The following is a 21,983-nucleotide window of genomic DNA, read 5'->3' on the forward strand; positions in this document are numbered from 1 at the left end:
AAAATTACGGGGCAATCCCCCCAGCAATTAGCCTACGACATAGCCGTGCAAGCGTCAATCCATCAGGAACCAGTCGAGGAATCGGAAATCGAACAATTTATTGAAGACGTAATGATACCTTTGGGTGAAAAAGCAAAAAACAAGCATCAACCCAAATATCATTACGTCTTTAAAGAAATGAATTAAGGAAAAACGGTCAAGTTGCAATCTTGACCGTTTTAAGGAGCTGTCTTGGCTAACTGTCCTCTATTCGCATCTATCAATTTATCATGCCAACCAAAAACAAGCACCACATCACCGAGCTAATCAAATCGGCAAAAGAACGATTCGACAACTTTAGCGATGCCGAAACACAGGAAGTATTTATCACAATCAGAGAAGCAAAAGCCAGAGGACTGTTGCGAAAGCAACCTCCCGACCGCTGCCTAAGTAAATATGTCAACGCTGCAAACTACCTGTTAAATCTTTACTCAACAGATGAATTTGCAGCAGTTTTAACTCAAAACATTGACTACCTCTACGCCTACATCGCCCTGGTAGCAACAAACTCCATCACCACAACCGCCTGACGAGCGCCGCCTGACTCAGCGGCCGAAACTCCCCTTATTAAGGGGGAGTCGCGGATCGATTCCAACCCGATCGCCAATTAAAAAAGGCGCGATTTAGGGCTTTCAGATTGAAACAAGCTGTCACGGCTTTTTTGGTTTCACAAGCTCGGTCGCTGCCTGATTAATTGTTATCTCGCGCACTTAGAAGCTTTAAGAGTGAAGTAGGCTCATGTGGCCTTTGGGTGATTCATAAGCTGCTGCTGCGAGATTTGGAAACCTCACCCTCAAAAATGGAATGACCCAAATTATTGGCTTGGATATTAGCAAAGCCTCGGTTTCGTGCTGCTTAATATCAGAAAAAATTGACGAACCTCGCGAGTTTTATTACCGCTACAATTTCCACAAATTTGCTGCTACCGCCCACGGGATTAATGAATTACTTGCACTAATTGGATCGGAATTGGATCGGGAAAACACGATCGCAATAATGGAACCGACAGGGATTAACTACCAAATCCTCTGGGGTACGCAATTGGCACGGGCGGGGGTAGAAGTGCGGCTAGTCGGGCATAAGGAGTTAAGAAGTTTTCGGGAGCATCACCTTGGACTGCCAGACAAAGACGACGACGCCGACGCGCTTGCCCTTGCAATTTATGGCTGGGATTACATCGACACACCGCGCCGATTTGTCCAAACGCGCGATCGCACAATCGTACAAATTCGCCGGCTAGTGCTCCGGCTCGCGCATCTCAATCGGGTGCAAAGCCCCATCATTAATCGAGCGCGGCAAGATTTAGCATGGCAATTCCCAGAAGCGGCGCTGATTAAATCCCTGCGGTCTGGTGAAAAAGTGCCTCTGTTGTGGGGTTGGCTCTGCGGCGAGCGGCAGTCTGTCAAATACGATCTACTACTGGAAAAGTCTATCGGCCTTGGCATCACTGACGAACTGAGGAAACACGCCGCCCGCATCTGTGACTTGCAGCGGGAAGAAATGGTACTCGATTTTGAGCTTTCCAAACTTGTGAGCGAACCGCAGTTCTTGCCGTACCGTAAAGTATTTGCTCGGTTTGGTTTTGGCCGCCGCGTTGAAGCTTTGTTACTTAGTCAAATTTTCCCCTTTGAAAATTACCTCGCCGCCGACGGCAAACCCGATATCAAAATTCGCAAGGGAAGGCGATCGGGCAAACCGACAAAGCGGCACTTGTCACTTCGCAGGTTTTGCAAGGCTTTGGGATACGCGCCGTCGCAAGAATCAAGCGGCGACTTGCAAAAATCTAAAGTTGTTGGCGGTTCGGATTTATGCCGCCGTGCTCTTTGGCAGTGGATTTTTACCAGAGTCGAGGTAAAACGCGCTCGCATGGGTAACGACATCGGCGATCGGCTCGGCGAGATTATGGACGAGGAAAAAGCCAGCGGCCGACCGGTGCGGTTGGTGCGATCACGCGTGGCAGCTAAAGCGGTTAAGCTGTTATTCAAAGAACTGGTGCGCGAGCTTGTTCACTCCCAAAATCTATAATCTAAAATCTAAAATCCAGCAGGAATAATTACTAGAGTGAAACCAAAAACCTTAAATCGGACTTTGCCGCTAGCAACCTTTGAGGCTGCTTACCAGTTGTTACAGCAAATGGCTGAAATCCCAGGGGCGATTTGGCTGACCGACGATGCGATCGCTGATTCTCAAAATCTGGAAAATTCGTCGGAAAGGTTTGCAGCAGTAGTATCAGAGCATTTTAGCGCGCTGCTGCGGGGCAATCTATTAGATGAGTTCGCAAAAAACGGACACAAGCACAGCGAAAAAAATCTCAATTCGCAATTGAATGTGCAGTTGACTTTCGACCCCGGGGCGATCGCCAATTTCCTGTCTACCCTCGCAGACAAACTCGCAGAAATAAAGCCCGCACCCCCGTGGAAAATTGACATTCGCGCCATCAAACAAGCAATTAAAAATATACAGCCCAACTCGGCCGTTCTTCAAAGCGAATTCACCCTAAATTTGCTGGATATTCTAGCTGCTAAGGCCAGCCAAAATAATCGCCTGCCCCTACACAGCCAAACAGAAATAGAGGGAAAATCAGCGCCCAAAATTATAGATCCAGAAACGCTACAAAGCCAGATTGCCGAAGCCGTCAATCAATTACAAATTGCCAGTCCCTGCATTTCATTTTGTCAGCCAGTAGAAGATGCTTTGCAGCAACAGCTTGAACAAGAGCGACTTTTGAATCAGGTGACAACTCAAATCCGCCAGAGTTTGGAATTGCCTGTAATTTTGTCAAAAGCAGTCGAGCAAGTGCGAGAGTTTTTGGAGGTTGATCGCCTGTTAATTTATCAATTTGAAAAAGTGCCAGCGCCGCACAAGGCCGAGTTAGCTAAAGAAAATCCTGCGGCAGTTTCTGGGTGTGGCGAAATCATAGCAAATTCCGGGTCTTACTTGTATTTAGGTCGTGTAACTTACGAAGCTTTAGCTAACGATACTATCTCGTCTGTACTGAATTTTAGTGAAGACGCGCAGTGTTTTACCAATGGAGTCCTTGACCGAGAAAAATATCGCAAAGGTTTGGCTTTGTGCGTCGCGGATGTGGAAACAAGTTACTCTTCGCAGCCTTGTTTTTTAGAGTTGATGCGGCGGGCGAAGGTGCGGGCAAAGTTGCTAGTGCCGATCGTAGTTCAAGACGACTTGTGGGGGCTGCTAATTGCCCACCAGTGTACTTTTCGCGAGTGGGAAGAAAGCAAAAAAACATTTTTGCGACAAATAGCAGAACATTTGGCAATCGCCATTTACCAAGCCGAACTTTATGCACAAGTCCAGCAGCAAAAGCGCACCTCAGAACAGCGCGTAATAGAGCGCACGCGAGAACTGCGCGATGCACTGGTTGCAGCCCAGTCTGCCAGCCTCGCCAAGAGCGAATTTTTGGCAGCTATGAGCCACGAATTGCGGACTCCTCTGACTTGCGTCATCGGCATTTCTGACACGCTGCTGCGGTGGTCTTACGGCAAAGTTGGCAGTAAAGAAGTGCCAGTGCAAAAGCAGCGACAGTACCTGCAAACTATCCGAGACAGCGGCGACCATTTATTAGAATTAATTAACGATATTTTAGATTTATCGCAAGTAGAAGCGGGAAAAGCAATATTAAAAATTAGTGAATTTTCACTTTCTAAATTAGCTTCTCAGAGCCTGCACGCTCTCAAAGAAAAAGCGGCGGCTAAAGGCGTGGAACTGGTGCAAGAACAGCGGATAAAACAAGAGTGCGATCGCTTCATCGCAGACCCGCGCCGCGTGAGACAAATTCTCTTCAATCTTTTAGGAAATGCGATTAAATTTACTCCCGAAGGCGGGCGAGTTATTCTGCGAGTTTGGGTGACAGAAGATAAAAATCGAACCCCGGCAGTGCGACAACCTGGTACTGCACCTGCTGGCAGTACCGCTGTTTTTCAAATCAAAGATACCGGCATTGGAATTCCCGAAAATCAGCGATCGCTGTTGTTTCAAAAATTCCAGCAGTTGGATTCCCCCTACCGCCGCGAATACGGCGGCACCGGTCTGGGATTAGCCTTAACTAAACAGTTAGTAGAGCTTCACGGCGGTGCGATCGAAGTCAAATCTCAAGTTGATGTCGGCTCTACTTTTACCGTTTTTATACCCATCCAAACTCTAACCAAAGATGAATCCACAAAATTAACCTATGAAAAATCTAATTCATCTTTACCGCTGCATTATTCCTCGCGCGGTAGCCTCGTACTCGTGGAAGAAGATGAAGAAACTGCCATGCTGATTTGCGATATCCTGACAGCAGCAGGACTGCAAGTGGTGTGGATGATTGAAGGTTCAGCGGCGGTGGAACAAATTGAACTTTTGCAGCCGAATGCTGTGATTGTCGATATGCGTTTGCCCGGTATGAATGGCTGCGAAATAATTCACCAACTGCGCGAAAAACCCGCTACTGAAAATATCAAGATTCTGGCTTTAAGCGCTAATGAAATTCCGCCCGATCAGATATCTTTTGTGACGGCGGGAGCTAACGATTGTTTGGCTAAACCGATTCATCCTGAGCAATTGCTGGACAAAATTATTTCTTTAATGGCTGGAATTGGTAATGGGTAATACAATTTTAGATTTTAGATTTTAGATTTTAGATTTGGGAATGACTCATTGGATATGGGTTGGGATATGGTCTACAGTTACATTCTTTTTTTGAACTGGTATAATTTGTAATTCCCAATGCCCAATGCCCCATTCCCCCTTCCCCATGATTAATTGTCAAATTCCTACAGGATTAATTGTTTCTTGTCAAGCACCTGCTGATTCGCCGCTGCACGATCCGATCGTAATTGCGGCAATGGCTCGAACCGCCATCAATCGAGGTGCATCGGGCGTGCGGATTGACACTCCGGCTCACATTGGGGCGGTGCGAAAACAGATATCCGCTCCCATAATTGGGATTTGGAAGCAGCAATTGCCGGGATGCGAGATTTATATTACTCCTCGGTTTGAAGACGCGCGGGCGATCGCTACTTCGGGAGCCGATATTATCGCCGTTGATGCTACTCTGAGAAACCGTCCTGCTGGTGGCGAAGACTTAAAGACATTAATCGGGCGAATTCACAGTGAATTGGGCAAATTAGTGATGGCGGATATAGATACAATAGAAGCTGCGATCGCGGCAACCGAAGCTGGTGCAGATACTGTAGCAACTACTCTTTTTGGCTATACTGCCCAGACGGAACATTTCTCGCCGCCGGGATTTGATTTGCTTGCGGAAATGGTAGAAAAGCTTAAGGTTCCCATTATCTGCGAAGGCGGGATATCGGGGCCGGAAATGGCTAAAAAAGCCTTGGATTTAGGAGCGGTGGCTGTTGTGGTGGGGACAGATATTACTGGGATTGATCTTAAGGTGACAGCCTATAAGTCGCTGATGGGGAAGTAAGTTCGGCAACGCATTGTTTAACGGATGTAACGGATGTAACGGATTGAAGGAAGTTCGGCAACGGATTGTTTAACGGATGTAACGGATGTAACGGATGTAACGGATTGAAGGAAGTTCGGCAACGCATTGTTTAACGGATGTAACGGATGTAACGGATTGAAGGAAGAAGGGAGAAGAAAAATTCGGCGATAGAAATCGCTTGTAGAGAAACGAAACGCGCCAGCTAAGGGTGGGAAATATCGGGCGATTTCTATCGCCCTTTATCAGGGGAAGTTGCTAAATCAGTGCGCCATTGATAAAGCTGCTAACTACAGCCAAGGCGATCGCCCCCACTACCGCGCTCCAAAGGCCCATCCGCAAACTAAATCCTTCAACTAGCTTCGCAGCCGAGGCAAAAACTATCACATTCATTACAAAAGCAAACGCGCCGGAAAGCAATCCCAGCGTCAGTAGGTTCGGCACGAAAAAAACTGCTTTCAGAATTGGCAAAATTAAAACATTCAACATTCCCAAAACCGCAGCGGAAATTACTGCTTTCGGTGTGCTGTCAATTTCTACGCCGATCGGGAGTTGAGAAATTAGCAGCAAGCTGCTGCCCGTGACCAGCCAAGCAATCAAAAAATCGATCGGTTCCACAGCGCCCCTACCTCCTTAACAGTTGAATTGTCAGAAAAACCTGATATTTAACATATACCTTATATACCTTAATTAAACAATCCGGCTGATTCGTCTGCCAATCGACAGAATTTATGTCTGTTACTAAAGAGTTAGGAGTTATAATCCCTGTAATCATCTGCCCAATCATCCGGATGGGGACCGTATCAACCTGTTAGTTGAATAAAAAGAGCAGATTAATTAATATGGCTGGCGATTTTTCTTTTAACTCTAAAATCCGATTCGACAAAAATGGCTTGGACAATGCTTCACGGCAACGCAGCCGATCGCTCCAAGTTATGATTTTTATGCTGCTCGTCACTACCTTGATGGCGCTACCAATATTTCGTCTAGCCGAATTGCAACTGGTACAGGGAGCCTACAACCGACAACGGGCGGAAAATAACCGCATTCGCCCTGTTTCAGTCCCAGCGACTCGCGGTCAAATTTTAGACCGCAACGGCAAAATTTTTGCGGCCAGCCGCGTATCTCGATCGGTCTATGTGTGGCCAAAAGAGCGATCGGCCAAAGAGTGGCAAGAGATCGCCGCTACACTGGGCCCGATCGTCAAACTTCCGGCAGCCGAAATTGTCAAAAAAATCGATGCCGCTGGCTACAGATCGGCCCTGCCAGTGCGAATTAGTAAGGATATCGATGTCGGTACTTTCGTCGCTTTGGGAGAACAAGCTAATACTTTGCGGGGAGTTGAAATTCGCGTAGAATCGAGCCGAGACAATCCCCACCAGCAATTAGCAGCTCACCTTTTGGGGTACGTCGGCGAAGCTAGTTTAGAGCAATTAAAAGCTAACCCTGTATATCCGATGGGGATGCTCGTGGGTCAAATGGGAGTGGAAAAATTAGCCAATTCAACTTTAGAGGGCGTTTGGGGAAACCGTTTAATCGAGGTGAATGCTAAGGGCGAGGAAATCCAAGATTTAGGTGTAAAAGACCCTATTCCCGGCAAACCGGTGCAGCTAACTTTAGATTTAGATATGCAGAAAACTGCAGAAAAAGCTTTGGGCGATCGCCTGGGTGCAGTTGTGGCGATCGACGTAAAAACCGGAGCTCTTTTAACAATGGCTAGTTGGCCGACATTTGACCCCAATATTTTCACCCGCAAGGTGACTCAAACAGAATGGGAGCGGCTGCAAGGGCCAGAAAAACCGTTTTTAAATCGAGCCGTTCAAGGTTATCCAGTCGGTAGCACTTTTAAAATTGTCACTGCTATAGCGGGGATGGAGTCGGGCAAGTTTTCTCCTGACTCGACTGTGGCCACTTCTTCTTCAATTACGATCGGCGGAATTTCTTTTAACGAACACAGCGGCGGTTACGGCGTTATCGGTTTCCGCGACGCTTTAGCCTACAGCAGCAATACGTTTTTCTATCAAGTAGGTATGGCTGCTGGCCCCGAAGAAATGGCGAAAGCAGCTAAAAAAATGGGCATTGGCGGTACTATTAATTTAGACCTTTTGGGGTTGGAATCCGCCAATCACGGTCAAGTTCCGGTACCAGCAGAGAAACAGAAAATGTATGGGGAAGATTGGTATGTTGGGGATACGGTAACAATGTCGATCGGTCAAGGTTTGGTACTTTGTACTCCCCTCGAATTGGCTGTGATGGTGTCAACTGTTGCTAATGGCGGTTATCGAGTTCAGCCGCATTTGTTGGCTTCTCAAACCAACACTCCTATTACCAAAAAAGTTCCCACAGGTATTAAGCCTGCAACTTTGAATGTTGTTCGCCAGGGATTGATTGACGTGGTGAAAAAAGGTACTGGCAGACGCATGAATGATGGTACAATTCCGTTAAGTGCGGGCAAAACTGGAACGGTGGAAATGCCCGGTCATCCTGACAATTCTATGTATGTGGGTTTTGCTCCTGCTGACAAACCGGAAGTTGCGATCGCAGTTATAGTTGAAGGCGGCGGATTTGGTTCTGTATCGGCGGCACCAATTGCTCAAGAGGTATTCCGAACCTATTTTCAAAAGCAGGGTTTTAAACCTACTAATAAGCCTCTATAGTCATTAGTTAATAGTTTACTGCTGACTGTTGACTGTTGACTGTTGACTGTTGACATTTTGTCCAATACTTCGATCGCACTATTCTTGATATCTTGGAAAAGTGCGATCGATCAAAAGTTTTCCCCTACCAACCGTCTCACTTCCACGGTCGATAAATTCATCATTTGCGCCACCTGTTCCAGACTCATTCCAGAATTTAAGAGTTGAGTTACGAGCTCGCGCAAAGCTGACTCCGCTGCCAGTCGTCCCAGGTTTTCTTCCTTGTGAGTCTTCAAAAACTCACCCGTTTCAGGAACTCTAAACCTCAATTCTCCTGAAATTAGATGCAATTCCAGTCCCAGCACTTCACTGAACAACCACAGCGTATCGAAAGCGATATTGTTGGCTGCAATCGGCTCGTACTGATTGTTTATCAAACGTACTCCCTGTAAAATCGGATTTAGGAAATCTCCCGACGGATCGTACTGAAAATATTCCCTAACTCCCAAAGCCCGATAAATTTCCGGTTTAGTTTCTTGGTCTTTCGTCTGAGTTGTTTCGGAAGTAATTTCTAGGACAAAATCTGGAGTAATTCCCCCTTCTTCCCAAACTTTATAATTATCCCTTTTGCGGTTAGCCACTCCAAACACCACATAAATATCCGGAGCAACAACCGCTTGGTTGTTCCCTTGTTCATAATAAATGAAAGAATTAGCTGACACGTAAACATCAGAACGTTCTTGAAAATAAAGCTTGACAGCTTCTACACTGTAAGTCATGTAATCGCGCGTGATGTCGCTTTCAGCCATCGGCTCTCCGTCGCTGCTGGGATATTCAATTTCTACTTGTTCGACTTGAGTTAAAATTGTCATTTTTCAATTTTCCTCAAACTTAATTAATTTAATGGTAGCATTCTGTCGGAGTTGGGAAAAGTTCGAGATTCCTCAAAAAAATCAACAGCCATAAGGTACGCAGGGAGCACGCTACATAATTAGGTTCTGCGTCCTGGACTGTAAGGCTGGTAAGATGGTGTACAGATACAGACTATTTAAATTTTAATTAATCCCTCTGTCTAAAATAATCATTTCCGAACCAACAACTGGACTTCTAGCTATTAACTTGCCTTCCATATTCGCAATTTCTAACTTACTAAAATCGAGCGAGTTAGCCTCCTTCCACATTTTAGTTGCTAGTTGATTTTGCTCGACTGCGCTGAGTTTGTACCAATCTTCAGCGACTTTCACAGTCAAAATGCTGCTGGAAAAATTAGCTTGAACAGACTCAACTAAACCGCCACCCAGTCGATCCTTAATCTCAGTAACTTGATTTTGAATCGCAGCAATCAGAGACTGTTCGGGCGTCAGCGGCGGCGGTGGGATAAGTTCTACTGGTTGGGGTTTTTCTGGAGCCACTAAATCGGGCAACTTGCTTTTGAATTTAGTAGAGATTGGCTCAGATGGTACGATCGCCTCTGGCGATTGCGGCGTTCCCGATGCCATAAAATCATCAAAGGTTGGCGGCGATTGCGGCGCTGCTGGCAGAGGCACTTTTGCTACTTTCTCCGGCGGTTTTGCTGAGAAACTGTTGAAAGTTAAACCGACTGCAACGATCAGAATTGCTGCTATAGCGGCGTTTAAAATTGGATCGGACAGCTTCTGGTTCGTAGATGGTGGCAGTAGCGATCGCACTAGCCGCACAATACTTTGCCAAAGTATACCGACGTTCTGTAAAAAACTCCCTTCCCTGCGTTGGGATACAGGCTTTTTATCAACTTTTACAGCAACTTTTGGCGGCACGCTGTTAACTTCTGCAGCAACAGCGGGAGGAGTTACTGTTGCTGAGTCAGAAGCGGTGGGCGCGATCGGCTTTTGGGTCTGCAACGGCGGTTCGGCTGGTAATTTTTTCCCTTTTTTTCCCAAATTCCCAATCGATGCCATCAAAGTTTTGATTCTCTGATTTTTGGGAACCGCGCTGCTGGCATTTTGAGTTTTGCTGCCAGTGGGGGCAGACTTTGCAGCCGAATCAACCTGCGGTGTCGGAGATTGAGAGGGTTCTGGAGTTGACTGGTTTAGTTGTTCTTCTGACATTTTTTCTGCCTTCGGGCGTTCCAAATATATTTAAAAGCGATAAATTTTAGTTGAGCCATCTCAACCTTAATTTATCATTTAACTTAGTTGTAACGGAATCAAAATGAGCATCAAACGCCGTCACTTTCTACTTTTAGGCAGTCTCAGCAGCTTTGGTTTTGCCGGAGTCTGGAAAATGTTTCAGCTTCGGACTGCCTGGGATACAGACACCGATGCTGCTGTGGCTTCTAACGTTGAGGCCCAAAGGGCGATCGTCCCTTTGCCGGCCTCACCGCCTATTTTACGCTTTATTTCGGTTGCCGACACCGGTACGGGCGCTGAAGGTCAGTATGCTGTGGCTGAGGCGATGGCCCAATATCACCGCGGCAACCCTTTTAATGTTGCTGTTCTCGCCGGCGATAATATCTACAATAACGGCGAAATTGAAAAAATTAATGCTGTTTTCGAGCGGCCTTATCAGCCATTATTGCAGCAAGGCGTAAAATTTTATGCTTGTCTGGGAAATCACGACATCCGCACTGCTAACGGCGATCCGCAAGTTAAATATGCGGGTTTTAATATGCAAGGTCGCTACTATACTTTTCGCCGCGATCCCGTACAGTTTTTTGCTTTAGATACAAATCACAATGCTGACTGGGAAAATCAGCTTGTTTGGCTGGAAAAAGAGTTGAGTCAGAGCACCGCACCTTGGAAAGTTGTGTTCGGCCACCACCAGATTTATTCCTCTGGGGTGTACGGATTGAATCAATCTTTTATTAAGACTTTGGCGCCTTTGTTTCAAAAGTACGGCGTGCAGCTTTATATCAACGGACACGAGCACAGTTACGAACGCACTCGCTCGATTAACGGTACGACTTATTTAATTTGCGGTGCCGGCGGGGGCACTCGTCCGGTGGGGCGTTCTGAGTGGACGGAGTATTCTGCTAGCCGCCTGAGTTTTGCGACGTTTGATGTCTATGATGACCGGATGTTTGTCAGTTCTATTGGTACTGACAAACGGGTTTTTGATAGGGGAGTGATCGAAGTGCGATCGGCTTAATTCAAATTATATTCAGGAGAAGACAAAATGAATAGGGGTTGTAGAGCCAATAAAACTGGTTTTGTTTTAGAAACAACTGTAGAAGGTACGTTGAGAGGCCACGGATATCTCGAAATATGCCCCCAGTTGCCGAAAAAGCGCAAGCGAGATTGGCTCTTAATCTCTACTGAAAATCCCAAGCGATATGCTAAACAGGTTTATATCGGGTCTAGCATTTATGAAAGTGAAATAAATGTCGATTTTTACATTGTTAATTCCGCTTTGTTTCCTCTGGGTCTAATTGTTGAGTGCAAATGGCAAGAAGACAAAGGTTCAGTAGATGAAAAGTATCCTTACCTCAATTTAAATATTAAAAATTGTTATGGGGTTCCTACTATTGTTATAGTGGGTGGTGATGGTATGAGACAAGGTTCGATCGACTGGTTTAAAAAACAAATTCCTGACAATGACAATCTGTTGGCAGTTCACAAGCTCGAAGGTTTTATTACCTGGGCTAACAAATATCTGTAACAGGAATTATGGAACTTTGCCTCGTGTGGGGAAACTACGTATTGCTCCTACAAAATATGCTTAGGAGTGCGAATTAAATAATTTACACTCTTGAAAGTGGGAAGTAGGGGTTGGGCTTATAGCCCATCCTTTCTGGACGGGCGGGACGCCCATCCCACAAGAACCATCACGCATTCTAAGTTATTTAATTCTCATTCCTTAATTAGAGACTTTCCTTAAGGAAGATTTAAAATAAACGTATTAATACTTCTTTGATTTTGCCGCGCTTAAAACTATTAGAATTAATGCCCCTAGATGCTGATATTTCAATGAGTTTTGGCAGAGATTGATTTGGGAAAATTTGAGTATCGCTGTAGATTTTTTCGATAAAATCGCAGTTTGAATTAGACAGCATAACTTTCACGCCCCGTTCTGCAATTTCTGCAAAAATATCTCTCAGTTTAAGCTGTTCCGATTCTTTGAAATTATCCCGGCTGTAAGTCGTAAAGTTACTGGTGGCACTGATTGGATAATAAGGCGGGTCAAAATAAACAAAGTCTTCACTGCTGGTAGCAAAATCCAAAATTTCCTCGAATTTTCTGACTTCAATTTGAGCGGGCGCGAGTAAAGAGGAAACCGATCGCAATAAATCTGCTTGACAAATGTTAGGATTTTTGTATCGACCTATGGGAACATTAAATTCACCTTTTGAGTTTTCTCTGTAGAGGCCGTTGTAACAAGTTTTATTTAGGTAAATCAGGCGTGCTGCTTTTTCTATATCTGTTTTGTAGGAGCGCGATCGCACCCAGTAATAATAATTTTTATTGTCCTTGGTATGTTCTAACTGATGCTCCTCTAAAAGTAGAATCAGTTCCTCAACTTTATCCCTGACACAGCGATAAGCATTAATCAATTCAGGATTAATATCTGTTAAAATAGCTTGCAAACCAGGGTGCTGCTGTGCTAAGTAAAAAAATACAGCTCCGCCACCCAAAAAAGGCTCGTAGTAAGTTGTGAACTTTTCAGGAAAATAAGGTTGATATTGTCCAATCAACCTAGTTTTGCCTCCTGCCCATTTCAGAAACGGACGTGGCAAGACGAAAGAAGGTGCGGAAGCAGACATTTATCTAGAAATAACGGCCCTTTGACACTCCCCGACTATCAAGGTGCGGGGATTCTTAATTCAGCGACTAACCTTTAAGTGTTGCGTCCTTTCGGCAATACTCCGACTTTTCAACCGTAGAATCCTACCAATTAACGAGCCTGATTCGCAGCCACCAAGCGCGGGTCTGTCTCCAAAAGCGTACTAGAATACTTATCTAGAGTTTGGGTATGCCCTACCCTACTTAACAATCCTAAAAATAGTTTGTTTTGACTGGTTTAAGACTTACTGAATTCAGCCTCTAGCTGTTTAAAGAGTTTTCGCTGCTCTGCGTCCCCCGGTTTATGCCTAAAAGTGTGTCTCATGTCCTGTTTCACTTCGGGCAAAGGAATTTGACCTTGACTTTTATACTATACCCCAGATATCGGAACTTATCGGACTTTTTGAAAAAAGTTTTAAGAAATTAAAGCTGTCCTAGAAGGACAGGGTTTTAAACCCAAATTTTTGATAATATTTATCACAACTAGAACTCAATATAAATACTTCTGAAGTTCTTACCGGAGGTCGCGTGGCATTAAACAGACAGTGCCGGAGCCATCGGCGAAAAGTTTTCGTTAGAATTATATATGTCAGCCTCGCCGGCAAAAATGCCCGATCGCCCGATCGGCAGATTTAGCTTCGGCTGTGCCAAAATTGTCTAACTCGCTCACAAGTGTTACCAGTCAAAGATCGTGCTGTGACACTTTACCCCACCAAGCTCATGCAAGATTTTATTAATAACGTCTCTCGCTACCCGCGCTTTTTCATCACGATATGTCTGGGAATTTTCTTTTTCCTGTTCGAGCGACTCAAGCCCCTGCTCGATCGACCGGCAACTGCGATCGCCCTGATTAGTTCGATTGTAGCGACTTTTGTCTTTCTAACTTTTACACTGCGCGCCATGTTAGGCCTGAGTTCGGTTTAAAGCCTGCGCTTGAGCGCAAACATTAACTGCAAATTCAGTTAAAACACTAACTCCCAAAATAACTGCCAACTCTTGCAGGCGATCGCACACTTGACAATAGTCGCTGCGATAGATTGGAAGAGGAAAAAAATTGCGCTAGTTACGCCCGCGCTGCTCAACCAAGTTGCAGGCAAACATTACCGAAGTGCAGGACAAGCGTTTGGGGCTATCAACATTCACTGGGGAAATACTGCACCTCTGTTTCCCCGGTGTCCCACTTAATCATTAGGAAGCGGCACACCCCGCCCCGCTTTCCTCTCCCGTTAACCTGACGGTATCACGAGAGTTTCCAGCGGACAAGACAGATGAAGTTTGAACATATCTATCAATTTTTTCAAGACCCCCCTCCTGTTTATCTAAACAAGGAATTAGCTGTGTGTTACATTCTCTCCGTGTTATTGCGCGGAGATTCCTACGGTACAGAACTGATTGGCCAACTAGAGAGGGAATTCCCCATCTACCGACTTTCTGATACCGTTCTCTACAGCGCTCTGAAATTCCTCGAAGATGAAGGCGTAATCACCGGTTACTGGAAAAAAGTAGAAGGACGAGGCCGCCCCCGCCGGATGTATCAAATCCTCGCTGAGTGGCGGCACCAAGCTCAAGACCTTGCTCGTCTCTGGCACGATTACATTGGTCAGGGAAACGGCGCTTCAGAGCGTCGAGCCCACGCCTTAGAAACTGGTCACACAGGTTAGCCGAGTTGGAATCGGATGCCTAAACCCTGGAGATGCTGGCGCTACTTGCAAAGCGATTTGCCTGTCCGAAGCCTTCGCTTTGCTCGATCGCCCGCCGCACAGCGATTAAAGCAGCTACACTACGTCAGGACTTACGCACGGTCACTTGAGAATTAGGGATGATGGGGAGATATGGGAATTGGGTGATGGAGAGCAAAACGCCTTGTAGAAGAAGCTTTCTGCGAATTTTGATAACAAAGTGTCTGCGTAAGTCCTCGATCGCTTTCGTATGTTAAGTTCTGTAAAGTAATAGTAGATCATTTAAATTACACAAACTTCTACCGATGGATACTGCGGTTCTTCCTTCAACATTTGTGCTAACGCTACTCCTGGCTGTTGGCTTGTTTTTCTTCATCAAGGCTTCAGTCAAAGATCGAATCGAACAAGTCAAGCTGGCTTCCGAGAGCGCCCAAGAGTCACTGTTAACCGAGCTACAACAGTATTTTGCCCAGAGGGCTTACCGAGTTGCAGCCGTCGATGCCCCCAACTATAAAGTCACGTTTGAGGGTTTTGTGCGGCCGAGTTGGTTTCTAGCTATTTTTCTAACTCTGCTGAGTGCAGGCGGCGCTCTGTGCTTGGGACTGGTTTTGGGAATGCTAGTTCCCCAGCAGGGCCAAATTTTCCTAGCTTTGGTACTGCTGTCCCCGCTGGCGGGGGTATTTTACTGGAAAAAAGCTGGACGAGCTGAGCAAGTCTCGCTCAAACTCGAATCAGTTGCTGAGTCGGGAAGCCAAACCAAGAGCTTTGTTACTGTCCGAGCTCACCGTGATGAACTAGCAGCCATGCAAAAAGCTTTAGATTTGAAACCGATCGATTAAAAGTTTGACGCGGAACGTTTTTTGATATGCTAGATGCCGTAGTTAGACTTTGAGCAGACAAACTGATGACTCAAGAGCGGATCTTGAGTTGGCTGTTTTTTTGATCCACTTGTTCGATCGACTGGTTCGATCGACAAATTGATCGACAAAACAGTCAAAAAAAAACCATTATCGTGAAAGTGCCAATTGTGGCGATCGCCCTTGGGCTGCGATCGAGCCTGTTGCGATGGCTCCTTATACCCTAATTTCTAAGGACTTTTCGCATAAATTTCAGTTGGCACTCTCCCGACAATGAGAACTCTCGCGCTTTTGTTAAAAGACTTAGAAAAACATTGCTGTCAATGTTTTGAGCTAAACATTTTGATTTATGCGCGGACCGCTGACACCACAGGAATTTTTTCTGTGGTAGCTTCCAACATCACCTTTAAGCTGGGAAACAAGAAATGGTTCTCTTCTACGTATTGGGCTCCAAATAAACCTTTTTCAGCCCAGAAGTATCTGTCAGTGGTATGCTCGTTACGCTTGACTAACAGCAAAGCTGGGGGAGCAATGCCTTCTGCATGGATGAACTTGCGAGCCGCGGTTACGGGTTTATCTTCGCCGCTCTCGATGCTATATTGAGGCACACACTCTAAAATTCTGCGTCCTTCTTGTCGGCGGCGACTCTTGCGTTTGCGTCTCCTGGCCAATTTCTTTACCTCCTCTGTGAGCAGACAGTATGAGCAGACAGGTTGTAATGATAGCTACCAAATCCGAGGCCAGTATATCCGTTCTAGCTCAAAAAATCAACTGTTTTTAATATATCGACATAATCTTCACATTCGTGCCGCTCGACAAAAGTGTAGCGGTTGTGGTATGGCTGGCCGCAAGTTCCGCCAAAAGCCCAGCTTGGGGATCGGTGGAAGCTGCGCGGACGGCGATGCGGGGCAATTTTGGTTCATGAAAGCCCCATGCCTTCAACATAGCTGCCTTCTATCAAAGGGAATAAATCTGAAATCGAGAAGTATCTCATCAGTAATCGACCGCCGATCATTTGTAATTTACTTAGAATTCCGTTAGATATCTTAATGTGGCGCTCATGTTAATGCCAGCGAGTTCAGAATTTGTCAAACTTTGCCGTTCGCAGGTGGCGATCGCCGTTAGTCTGGGAGCGAAATTCAGCGCGGTATACCTGACACAAGAGCTCGTAGAAGGCAGCGAAGCAAAGTTGGTGCCGATCGCGGTTTACCCAGAAACCTCAGCCGAATCGGAAGAAAATCAGGGGTTGAGGTTGCAATCTCCCGAAAGCTCGACAGTGAAACCAGTGCCGCGACTGCTGGCGCCGCCCGTTGTGCCTGTGGAAGAATCAAGGGTAGGGGCGATCGCACCCGATCGACTTCCGGGTAAGGATCGCAGTTCCCATCAGTGTCAAGGCCCAGAGAATGTGTGGCAGCAGCGGATGCAAATAGTGACGCCTCTGATACACGAGGGAGCTGTAATGGGACTCCTAGTCAGCGGTCGGCAAGACAGGCCTTGGAACGAGCGAGAGGAGGCTCAAATACAACAAATTGCTCGCACCTTAGCCCTAGCCTGCATTTTAGACCAGCGATCGCAGTGGATGCAGCAGGAATTGGGTACGAGTCGGCAAATCCAGGCTCAGGTGTACGACACGATGCACAATTTGCTGCACCAGTTCAAAAGTCCGCTGACAGCGTTGCGAACTTTTGGCAAGTTGTTAGCGCGGCGGCTGGTACCGGAAGACAAAAACCGCAATGTGGCTTTTAGTATTGTCCGAGAGAGCGATCGGCTGCAAGAGTTGCTCGGCCAGTTCGATCGAACTGTTGACACCGGCGAAGCACATCTAAAACTGCGATCGGGCACTTCAGAAAAAGCAATCTCCAATGTGGAATCAATCCGGCATTCTCCTCTGTCGCTGTCACCTGCGGCCAATTTGCAGGAATCCTGTTTTGTTACAGAAGTCTTAAAACCGCTGTTAATTTCCGCCGAGGCGATCGCCTCTGAAAGGCATCTGAAATTGGTAGCCGACTTGGAGGCGGATTTGCCGCCAGTCTCAGCGAACGATCGAGCTTTGCGCGAAGTTTTGAGCAATTTAATTGACAATGCTTTGAAATATACCCCTGCCGGCCGCCAAATTTATATTAAAGTCAGGTACAAAGCAGCGGATGGCGATCGGGCAGGATACAGCCAATTGCCTGCCATAGCAGTTGCCGTCAGCGACACAGGTTCCGGCATTCCTCCCCAGGATTTAGAGCATTTATTTGAGCGGCACTACCGGGGAGAAAAAGCGCAGACAGAAATTCCGGGTACAGGATTGGGTTTGGCGATCGCCCGCGATTTAGTCCGCCAAATGCAAGGAGAAATAGAAGTATTTTCCCCAGTCAATCCTGAATGGCTGCCATCGGCGGAAACTCATTTATATCCAACCGATCGCGGCACTACATTTGTGGTTTGGCTGCCGGTGAATAATTAACGAACTCTATTGCTTAGAGACCTTTTTTATGAAGCATCTACCTTTATTCAATCAAATTCCCAAGTTTTCAACTTCTTTAGAAGTTTTCAAAAAACACTTTTTTCGTGTACGGTTTTTAGCTGCTTTTAACATTCTGACTCTTCTGATTTTGTGCGCGCTGAGCATATACGCCAAACTCAACAACCAGGGAGACGGAGTTGAACGCCTGTTTAGCGATCCTTTTAATTTCTGGTTCCCTTACGAAGGCATTCTCACCGGAGTTTCCGAAGTCCTATGGTGCACCCCAGTCGCAATTTGTGCATTTACTTTCGGAGTGCTGCGCCAAAAAGAGCCGCGGAGTCGATCGGGGATATTCTTATTTTTTAGTGCTTTACTGCTGGGAGTCTTTTTCCTAGATGACAGGTTTCGGATGACTTTGATTATTTCTCGGTTGGGAATATCTAAGAAATTAATTTATTTGTGTTATGGTAGTGCAGTTTTCCTTTACGGAGTTAAGTTTTGGCGATACATCAAAACCACTCCTTACCTGCCATTAGTCGCAGCATTCCTATTGTTGGCTATCTCGCGGTTTGCGGATCCTTTACACTTGCGAAATCAAGGAGTACACGCGATGTTAGAAGATGGCACTAAATTATTAGCTCTTCTGAATTTAGCCCTGTATTTTTGGTACGTCTGTCATCATGAAGTTTGGCGGCATTTCCAGCAAAGCGAAAAGCGTTGATCTCCTCCATGATATTACAAAAAAAGGCCTGGCTGAATTAGGGTATCACTAAGCAACACCGGCGATCGCGTAAAACCAAAATAATTTCTTTGATTTTGATATGGCATCGGAAGCTCAGCAAATTTTAGAGAGTGAATTAATAATCGAAGGGAATGTCTGAGCAACTTGTTGCCTGATTTAGAATAACAAAAAGTTTTTCCTGTCAAACGAGCTATCAGGATGTGTTAATCTTGTATTTACGCGCTCAACAATTTAGCAGCGCCCTAACTGAGGTAGCACCGGATTCATAGGCTTTAACTATTTTTTTACGAAACTCGATCGCATAAAGTTTCATTTTTTCGGCTTATCTACGGAATGCAGTGTACTAAATATACATGGAATATACTGTATTTTTACGACACAGTTAGTAACGCCTCGGAAGAGATTGTTAAAAAATATATTGAAAACCAACACAATTAAGTTAGAAGAATGTGGCTAAAGCCGCATCAAGTCCACACCCCAGAAAAGGAGGGACTTGATGCGGTAAAAAATTCTGTCAGAATTCCGATTAATGAGGAATTAGCAATTACCCTATTCTCATGCAACTGAAAACCGGTATACGATCAATTCAGCCCGATGAGTTTTCTAGGCATCCGCTACGGTGGCGATCTTAGTGGATCTACAGATAGTCGGCAGATCAATAATAAACTGCGTTCCCTGCTCTGGCGTAGAAATACACTCCAATTGACCGCAGTGTTTTTCTATCAGAATTTTTCTGCTGATGGACAATCCCATGCCTGTACCTTTTCCTATGGGCTTAGTAGTAAAAAAGGGAGTGAAAAGTTTAGCACGAACTGTTTCGGTCATGCCCACACCATTATCAGAAATTGTTACCAGGATGTGGGAAGCCGAGCTAATGTTGTCAGGCGAATTGCCGGGTACAACTTCAGTCCGAATCAAAATCTGGGGGTGAAAAACTGCACCATCTTCTCTACTTAGCCGCTCTTCTAAAGCATCTATAGCATTCGCTAAAAGGTTCATAAACACCTGATTGAGCTGACCGGCATAACAGTTCACAAGCGGCAATACGCCATAGTCTTTTATCACATTGATAGCAGGGCGATCGGACTTAGCCTTTAGTCGGTGCTGTAAGATCATCAAAGTGCTATTAATGCCTTCGTGGATATCTACTGATTTAATTTCAGTTTCATCCAACCGAGAAAAATTGCGTAGAGAGTGAACAATATTGCGAATGCGTTCGATCCCTAACTGCATGGAAGAAAGCAATTTTGGTAAATCATCTATGATAAATGGCAACTCTGCATCTTCTATTTCATGGACAATTTCTGCTTCAGGTTGTGGGTAATACCTTTGGTAAAGATTCAACATATTAATGAGTTCTTTAATATAGTCGTTGGCGTGGGACAGATTGCCGTAAATAAAGTTAACCGGATTGTTGATTTCATGAGCGACACCTGCAACTAATTGACCAAGACTAGACATTTTTTCACTTTGAACTAGCTGGAGTTGTGTTTCTTGGAGTTGTTTGACAAAATGATCTAAAGCAACAGATTTTTGGTGCTCTTTTTCTTCACTGAGACGGAGTGCTTTCTCTACTTGTTCGCGTCGCTCTATTTCAGCCTGCAAACTCTGACTCAGAGAAAAACTTCTCAAAGCTGTTAGGATCGTAGTGTATAGCTTTGATGTCGTTAATTCAGTTTTAGTTTTATAGTCATTAATATCGTAATTGATAATAATGCTTTTTTCCGGTACTTGTCCGGGTTGACCCGTGCGTAAAATAATTCGCACTAACTGATTGCCTAAAACTTCTCGGACATATTTAACAAAGTTTAAGCCAGCATCATCTGTTTCCATAATTACATCTAGTAAGATGATGGCAACATCAGGATTTTCTTGGATTAGCTGTCTAGCTTCACGAGCGGAGTAAGCATTAATGAAGGTTAAAGATTTATTCTCAAAGACAAACTTCCTGAGTGAAATTTCGGTAGCGGTGTGAACTTGAGCCTCATCATCTACAACTAAAATTTTCCAGCTTTCACTCAGTTTTTCTTCTGTGGTTTCATCTGCAAACAATATCTCGTCATCCGAGTCGATTACTTCGGCAAAGTATACTGTTTCTGGAGATGGTTGAGTTAAGAAATCGTCAAAATCACTTTTCATTGCTGTACACCTTTATTTTTTACTAATGTGTAGGTTTGAAGTTAGAAAACCTGTTAAGCTAAGCAAAAGGCAGAAGGGAGAAGATTTACACAGCAACCTTTTCAGTCATCCTTATTTTACTTCTAATTAGGTGGACTTACTTAGTTATCTTGGCCAGGAAATCGGAATTAGAACTCTACATTGGTGAATCAATTTGCATCGGTAATTTAATAATAAACTTGGTGCCTCTTCCCACCTCACTTAGACATTCAATTTCACCTTTTAGTTTTTGGGTGACTAAATTGTAGACAATATGTAACCCTAACCCACTGCCACCTTGACCACGCTTAGTGGTAAAGAATGGCTCAAAAATTTTACTTAAGTTTTCTGGGGGAATACCTTTACCTTCATCGGCGTATTCAAATCTTAGCCGATTACCTTCTTGCTCCCAAGCAAAGATTAGTTCCCCAGAAATCCCTGGTTCGTAGGCATGAATCAGAGAATTGATTAGCAAGTTTGTCACAACTTGGGACAAGGCTCCTGGATAAGAATCTATAGCAATTTTGCTATCTCCCTTAATTTTAAGCGAATGTGGGCTATTTTTCAACTTTGGTTTTAATTGTAATAAAATTTCATCAAGATAAGGTCTGATCTGGAAAGTACGTCGTTCTTCGCTAGAGCGATCGACTGCTACTTGCTTAAAGCTTTGAATTAAGGCTGCTGCCCGCTCTAGGTTAATTAGAAGGGCTTTACTGCTTTGGGTAGCAATATCGACAAATTCTTCTAAATCCGATCGCTTCATTTTGCCACTTTTATAAAGAGATGCAAATTCTGTGGTATTTTCTGCCAAAGCTGAAGCAACCGTGACACCAACTCCGATGGGTGTATTAATTTCATGGGCAACACCAGCAACTAATCCTCCCAGAGATGCCATTTTTTCAGATTCGACTAGCTGTGTTTGGGTGGCTTTTAAAGCCTCTAGGGTGTTCGATAATTGTTGAGTCCGATCGCTCACTAATTGCTCTAAGTTTTGATTAAACTCCTGTAAATTTTTGTAAAGCTGAGCATTTTCAATGGAAATAGCAATTTGGGCAGATAAAAGTTTTAACAATTCTAGGCGATCAGTAGTAAAAGCCCCTTCAGTCAGGTTATTTTCCAAATAAAGAAGGCCAGTCAACTTACCTTGATGCAGCAGAGGAGTACAAAGAATAGATTTCGGTTGAGTGGCTGCAATATAAGGATCGCGGGTAAATT

At 45.0% G+C, this 21,983-nt stretch carries 22 protein-coding genes and 1 pseudogene; 14 read left to right on the top strand and 9 right to left on the bottom strand.

Features of this window, described 5'->3' with window-relative positions; translation table 11 throughout:
- From QUB26_RS27125 to QUB26_RS27145, 5 genes are all read left to right on the top strand, one after another.
- Positions 1-186, top strand: a 186-nt coding sequence (locus tag QUB26_RS27125) for a hypothetical protein (protein ID WP_333320441.1), incomplete at its 5' end; no start/stop codon positions are given.
- Between the two features lie 83 nt (positions 187-269).
- Positions 270-569 (top strand): hypothetical protein, encoded by a 300-nt coding sequence (locus tag QUB26_RS27130; protein ID WP_333320444.1) that lies wholly within the window; start codon positions 270-272, stop codon positions 567-569.
- Positions 570-843: 274 nt separating this feature from the next.
- A complete protein-coding gene (locus QUB26_RS27135; RefSeq protein ID WP_333320446.1) occupies positions 844-2,064 on the top strand; it encodes an IS110 family transposase in 1,221 nt (406 codons plus the stop codon).
- A 36-nt stretch (positions 2,065-2,100) separates the two neighbouring features.
- Complete coding sequence (locus QUB26_RS27140; RefSeq protein ID WP_333320448.1) at positions 2,101-4,647, top strand: ATP-binding protein; 2,547 nt, start codon at positions 2,101-2,103, stop codon at positions 4,645-4,647.
- Positions 4,648-4,771: 124 nt separating this feature from the next.
- Positions 4,772-5,470: an N-acetylmannosamine-6-phosphate 2-epimerase gene (locus tag QUB26_RS27145; protein WP_445299644.1), complete on the top strand. Its 699-nt coding sequence runs from the start codon at positions 4,772-4,774 to the stop codon at positions 5,468-5,470.
- Positions 5,471-5,746: 276 nt separating this feature from the next.
- Here QUB26_RS27145 and QUB26_RS27150 read toward each other — a convergent pair whose 3' ends face one another.
- Positions 5,747-6,106, bottom strand: coding sequence for a phage holin family protein (locus QUB26_RS27150; RefSeq protein WP_333320450.1), 360 nt, complete (start codon positions 6,104-6,106; stop codon positions 5,747-5,749).
- Between the two features lie 224 nt (positions 6,107-6,330).
- On the opposite strand from QUB26_RS27150, the gene mrdA reads away from it, so the two are divergent.
- Positions 6,331-8,145, top strand: coding sequence for a penicillin-binding protein 2 (mrdA, locus tag QUB26_RS27155; RefSeq protein ID WP_333320452.1), 1,815 nt, complete (start codon positions 6,331-6,333; stop codon positions 8,143-8,145).
- A 110-nt stretch (positions 8,146-8,255) separates the two neighbouring features.
- Here the strand turns inward: mrdA and QUB26_RS27160 are convergent, their stop codons facing one another.
- Together QUB26_RS27160 and QUB26_RS27165 are read right to left on the bottom strand one after the other, a co-directional pair.
- A complete protein-coding gene (locus QUB26_RS27160) occupies positions 8,256-8,996 on the bottom strand; it encodes a Uma2 family endonuclease (RefSeq protein ID WP_333320454.1) in 741 nt (246 codons plus the stop codon).
- A 183-nt stretch (positions 8,997-9,179) separates the two neighbouring features.
- Entirely contained in the window at positions 9,180-10,211 is a 1,032-nt protein-coding gene (locus QUB26_RS27165) for a hypothetical protein (RefSeq protein ID WP_333320456.1), read from the bottom strand.
- Positions 10,212-10,314: 103 nt separating this feature from the next.
- On the opposite strand from QUB26_RS27165, the gene QUB26_RS27170 reads away from it, so the two are divergent.
- Together QUB26_RS27170 and QUB26_RS27175 are read left to right on the top strand one after the other, a co-directional pair.
- On the top strand, positions 10,315-11,250 hold the full coding sequence (locus QUB26_RS27170) for a metallophosphoesterase (protein ID WP_333320458.1): 936 nt from the start codon (positions 10,315-10,317) through the stop codon (positions 11,248-11,250).
- Between the two features lie 27 nt (positions 11,251-11,277).
- Positions 11,278-11,760 (top strand): PD-(D/E)XK nuclease superfamily protein, encoded by a 483-nt coding sequence (locus QUB26_RS27175; RefSeq protein WP_333320460.1) that lies wholly within the window; start codon positions 11,278-11,280, stop codon positions 11,758-11,760.
- A 226-nt stretch (positions 11,761-11,986) separates the two neighbouring features.
- On the opposite strand, the gene QUB26_RS27180 is transcribed toward QUB26_RS27175, so the two are convergent.
- Entirely contained in the window at positions 11,987-12,862 is an 876-nt protein-coding gene (locus tag QUB26_RS27180; RefSeq protein ID WP_333320463.1) for a DNA adenine methylase, read from the bottom strand.
- A 739-nt stretch (positions 12,863-13,601) separates the two neighbouring features.
- On the opposite strand from QUB26_RS27180, the gene QUB26_RS27185 reads away from it, so the two are divergent.
- From QUB26_RS27185 to QUB26_RS27195, 3 genes are all read left to right on the top strand, one after another.
- Positions 13,602-13,805 (top strand): DUF751 family protein, encoded by a 204-nt coding sequence (locus QUB26_RS27185; protein WP_190657763.1) that lies wholly within the window; start codon positions 13,602-13,604, stop codon positions 13,803-13,805.
- Between the two features lie 344 nt (positions 13,806-14,149).
- Positions 14,150-14,542, top strand: coding sequence for a PadR family transcriptional regulator (locus QUB26_RS27190; RefSeq protein ID WP_333260603.1), 393 nt, complete (start codon positions 14,150-14,152; stop codon positions 14,540-14,542).
- Positions 14,543-14,865: 323 nt separating this feature from the next.
- Positions 14,866-15,399 carry a cofactor assembly of complex C subunit B gene (locus QUB26_RS27195; RefSeq protein ID WP_333320465.1) on the top strand — a complete coding sequence of 178 codons (534 nt, stop codon included), beginning with the start codon at positions 14,866-14,868 and terminating at the stop codon, positions 15,397-15,399.
- Positions 15,400-15,764: 365 nt separating this feature from the next.
- On the opposite strand, the gene QUB26_RS27200 is transcribed toward QUB26_RS27195, so the two are convergent.
- Positions 15,765-16,088: a DUF3155 domain-containing protein gene (locus tag QUB26_RS27200; protein WP_333320467.1), complete on the bottom strand. Its 324-nt coding sequence runs from the start codon at positions 16,086-16,088 to the stop codon at positions 15,765-15,767.
- Between the two features lie 106 nt (positions 16,089-16,194).
- Complete coding sequence (locus tag QUB26_RS27205) at positions 16,195-16,362, bottom strand: hypothetical protein (RefSeq protein ID WP_333320468.1); 168 nt, start codon at positions 16,360-16,362, stop codon at positions 16,195-16,197.
- Between the two features lie 115 nt (positions 16,363-16,477).
- On the opposite strand from QUB26_RS27205, the gene QUB26_RS27210 reads away from it, so the two are divergent.
- Both QUB26_RS27210 and QUB26_RS27215 read left to right on the top strand, forming a co-directional pair.
- Positions 16,478-17,869, top strand: a complete 1,392-nt coding sequence (locus tag QUB26_RS27210) for a sensor histidine kinase (RefSeq protein ID WP_333320470.1) — start codon at positions 16,478-16,480, stop codon at positions 17,867-17,869.
- Between the two features lie 28 nt (positions 17,870-17,897).
- The gene (locus tag QUB26_RS27215; protein WP_333243120.1) at positions 17,898-18,590 is read left to right on the top strand and encodes a hypothetical protein; all 693 of its coding nucleotides are present in this window, start codon (positions 17,898-17,900) and stop codon (positions 18,588-18,590) included.
- A gap of 14 nt (positions 18,591-18,604) precedes the next feature.
- Here the strand turns inward: QUB26_RS27215 and QUB26_RS27220 are convergent.
- Positions 18,605-18,839: pseudogene (locus QUB26_RS27220) on the bottom strand (hypothetical protein); the annotation flags it as partial.
- Positions 18,840-18,944: 105 nt separating this feature from the next.
- Between QUB26_RS27220 and QUB26_RS32110 the strand changes: the two are divergent.
- Entirely contained in the window at positions 18,945-19,049 is a 105-nt protein-coding gene (locus tag QUB26_RS32110) for a transposase (RefSeq protein ID WP_445299645.1), read from the top strand.
- 165 nt (positions 19,050-19,214) lie between these two features.
- Here QUB26_RS32110 and QUB26_RS27225 read toward each other — a convergent pair whose 3' ends face one another.
- Both QUB26_RS27225 and QUB26_RS27230 read right to left on the bottom strand, forming a co-directional pair.
- The gene (locus QUB26_RS27225; RefSeq protein ID WP_333243117.1) at positions 19,215-20,750 is read right to left on the bottom strand and encodes an ATP-binding protein; all 1,536 of its coding nucleotides are present in this window, start codon (positions 20,748-20,750) and stop codon (positions 19,215-19,217) included.
- 175 nt (positions 20,751-20,925) lie between these two features.
- Positions 20,926-21,983 (bottom strand): GAF domain-containing sensor histidine kinase (locus QUB26_RS27230; protein WP_333320472.1); only part of this gene is annotated, 1,058 nt, incomplete at its 5' end.

The organism is Microcoleus sp. B4-C1 (genome assembly GCF_036705285.1).
Classification (GTDB): domain Bacteria; phylum Cyanobacteriota; class Cyanobacteriia; order Cyanobacteriales; family Microcoleaceae; genus Microcoleus.

Excerpts from the sequence above, each read along its gene's own strand:
- QUB26_RS27130 (WP_333320444.1), top strand. The coding sequence starts at position 270 with ATGCCAACCAAAAACAAGCACCACATCACCGAGCTAATCAAATCGGCA.
- QUB26_RS27135 (WP_333320446.1), top strand. The coding sequence starts at position 844 with ATGACCCAAATTATTGGCTTGGATATTAGCAAAGCCTCGGTTTCGTGC.
- QUB26_RS27145 (WP_445299644.1), top strand. The coding sequence starts at position 4,772 with ATGCCCCATTCCCCCTTCCCCATGATTAATTGTCAAATTCCTACAGGA.
- mrdA (WP_333320452.1), top strand. The coding sequence starts at position 6,331 with ATGGCTGGCGATTTTTCTTTTAACTCTAAAATCCGATTCGACAAAAAT.
- QUB26_RS27160 (WP_333320454.1), bottom strand. The coding sequence starts at position 8,996 with ATGACAATTTTAACTCAAGTCGAACAAGTAGAAATTGAATATCCCAGC.
- QUB26_RS27165 (WP_333320456.1), bottom strand. The coding sequence starts at position 10,211 with ATGTCAGAAGAACAACTAAACCAGTCAACTCCAGAACCCTCTCAATCT.
- QUB26_RS27170 (WP_333320458.1), top strand. The coding sequence starts at position 10,315 with ATGAGCATCAAACGCCGTCACTTTCTACTTTTAGGCAGTCTCAGCAGC.
- QUB26_RS27175 (WP_333320460.1), top strand. The coding sequence starts at position 11,278 with ATGAATAGGGGTTGTAGAGCCAATAAAACTGGTTTTGTTTTAGAAACA.
- QUB26_RS27180 (WP_333320463.1), bottom strand. The coding sequence starts at position 12,862 with ATGTCTGCTTCCGCACCTTCTTTCGTCTTGCCACGTCCGTTTCTGAAA.
- QUB26_RS27185 (WP_190657763.1), top strand. The coding sequence starts at position 13,602 with ATGCAAGATTTTATTAATAACGTCTCTCGCTACCCGCGCTTTTTCATC.
- QUB26_RS27190 (WP_333260603.1), top strand. The coding sequence starts at position 14,150 with ATGAAGTTTGAACATATCTATCAATTTTTTCAAGACCCCCCTCCTGTT.
- QUB26_RS27195 (WP_333320465.1), top strand. The coding sequence starts at position 14,866 with ATGGATACTGCGGTTCTTCCTTCAACATTTGTGCTAACGCTACTCCTG.
- QUB26_RS27205 (WP_333320468.1), bottom strand. The coding sequence starts at position 16,362 with ATGTTGAAGGCATGGGGCTTTCATGAACCAAAATTGCCCCGCATCGCC.
- QUB26_RS27210 (WP_333320470.1), top strand. The coding sequence starts at position 16,478 with ATGTTAATGCCAGCGAGTTCAGAATTTGTCAAACTTTGCCGTTCGCAG.
- QUB26_RS27215 (WP_333243120.1), top strand. The coding sequence starts at position 17,898 with ATGAAGCATCTACCTTTATTCAATCAAATTCCCAAGTTTTCAACTTCT.
- QUB26_RS32110 (WP_445299645.1), top strand. The coding sequence starts at position 18,945 with ATGCAGTGTACTAAATATACATGGAATATACTGTATTTTTACGACACA.
- QUB26_RS27225 (WP_333243117.1), bottom strand. The coding sequence starts at position 20,750 with ATGAAAAGTGATTTTGACGATTTCTTAACTCAACCATCTCCAGAAACA.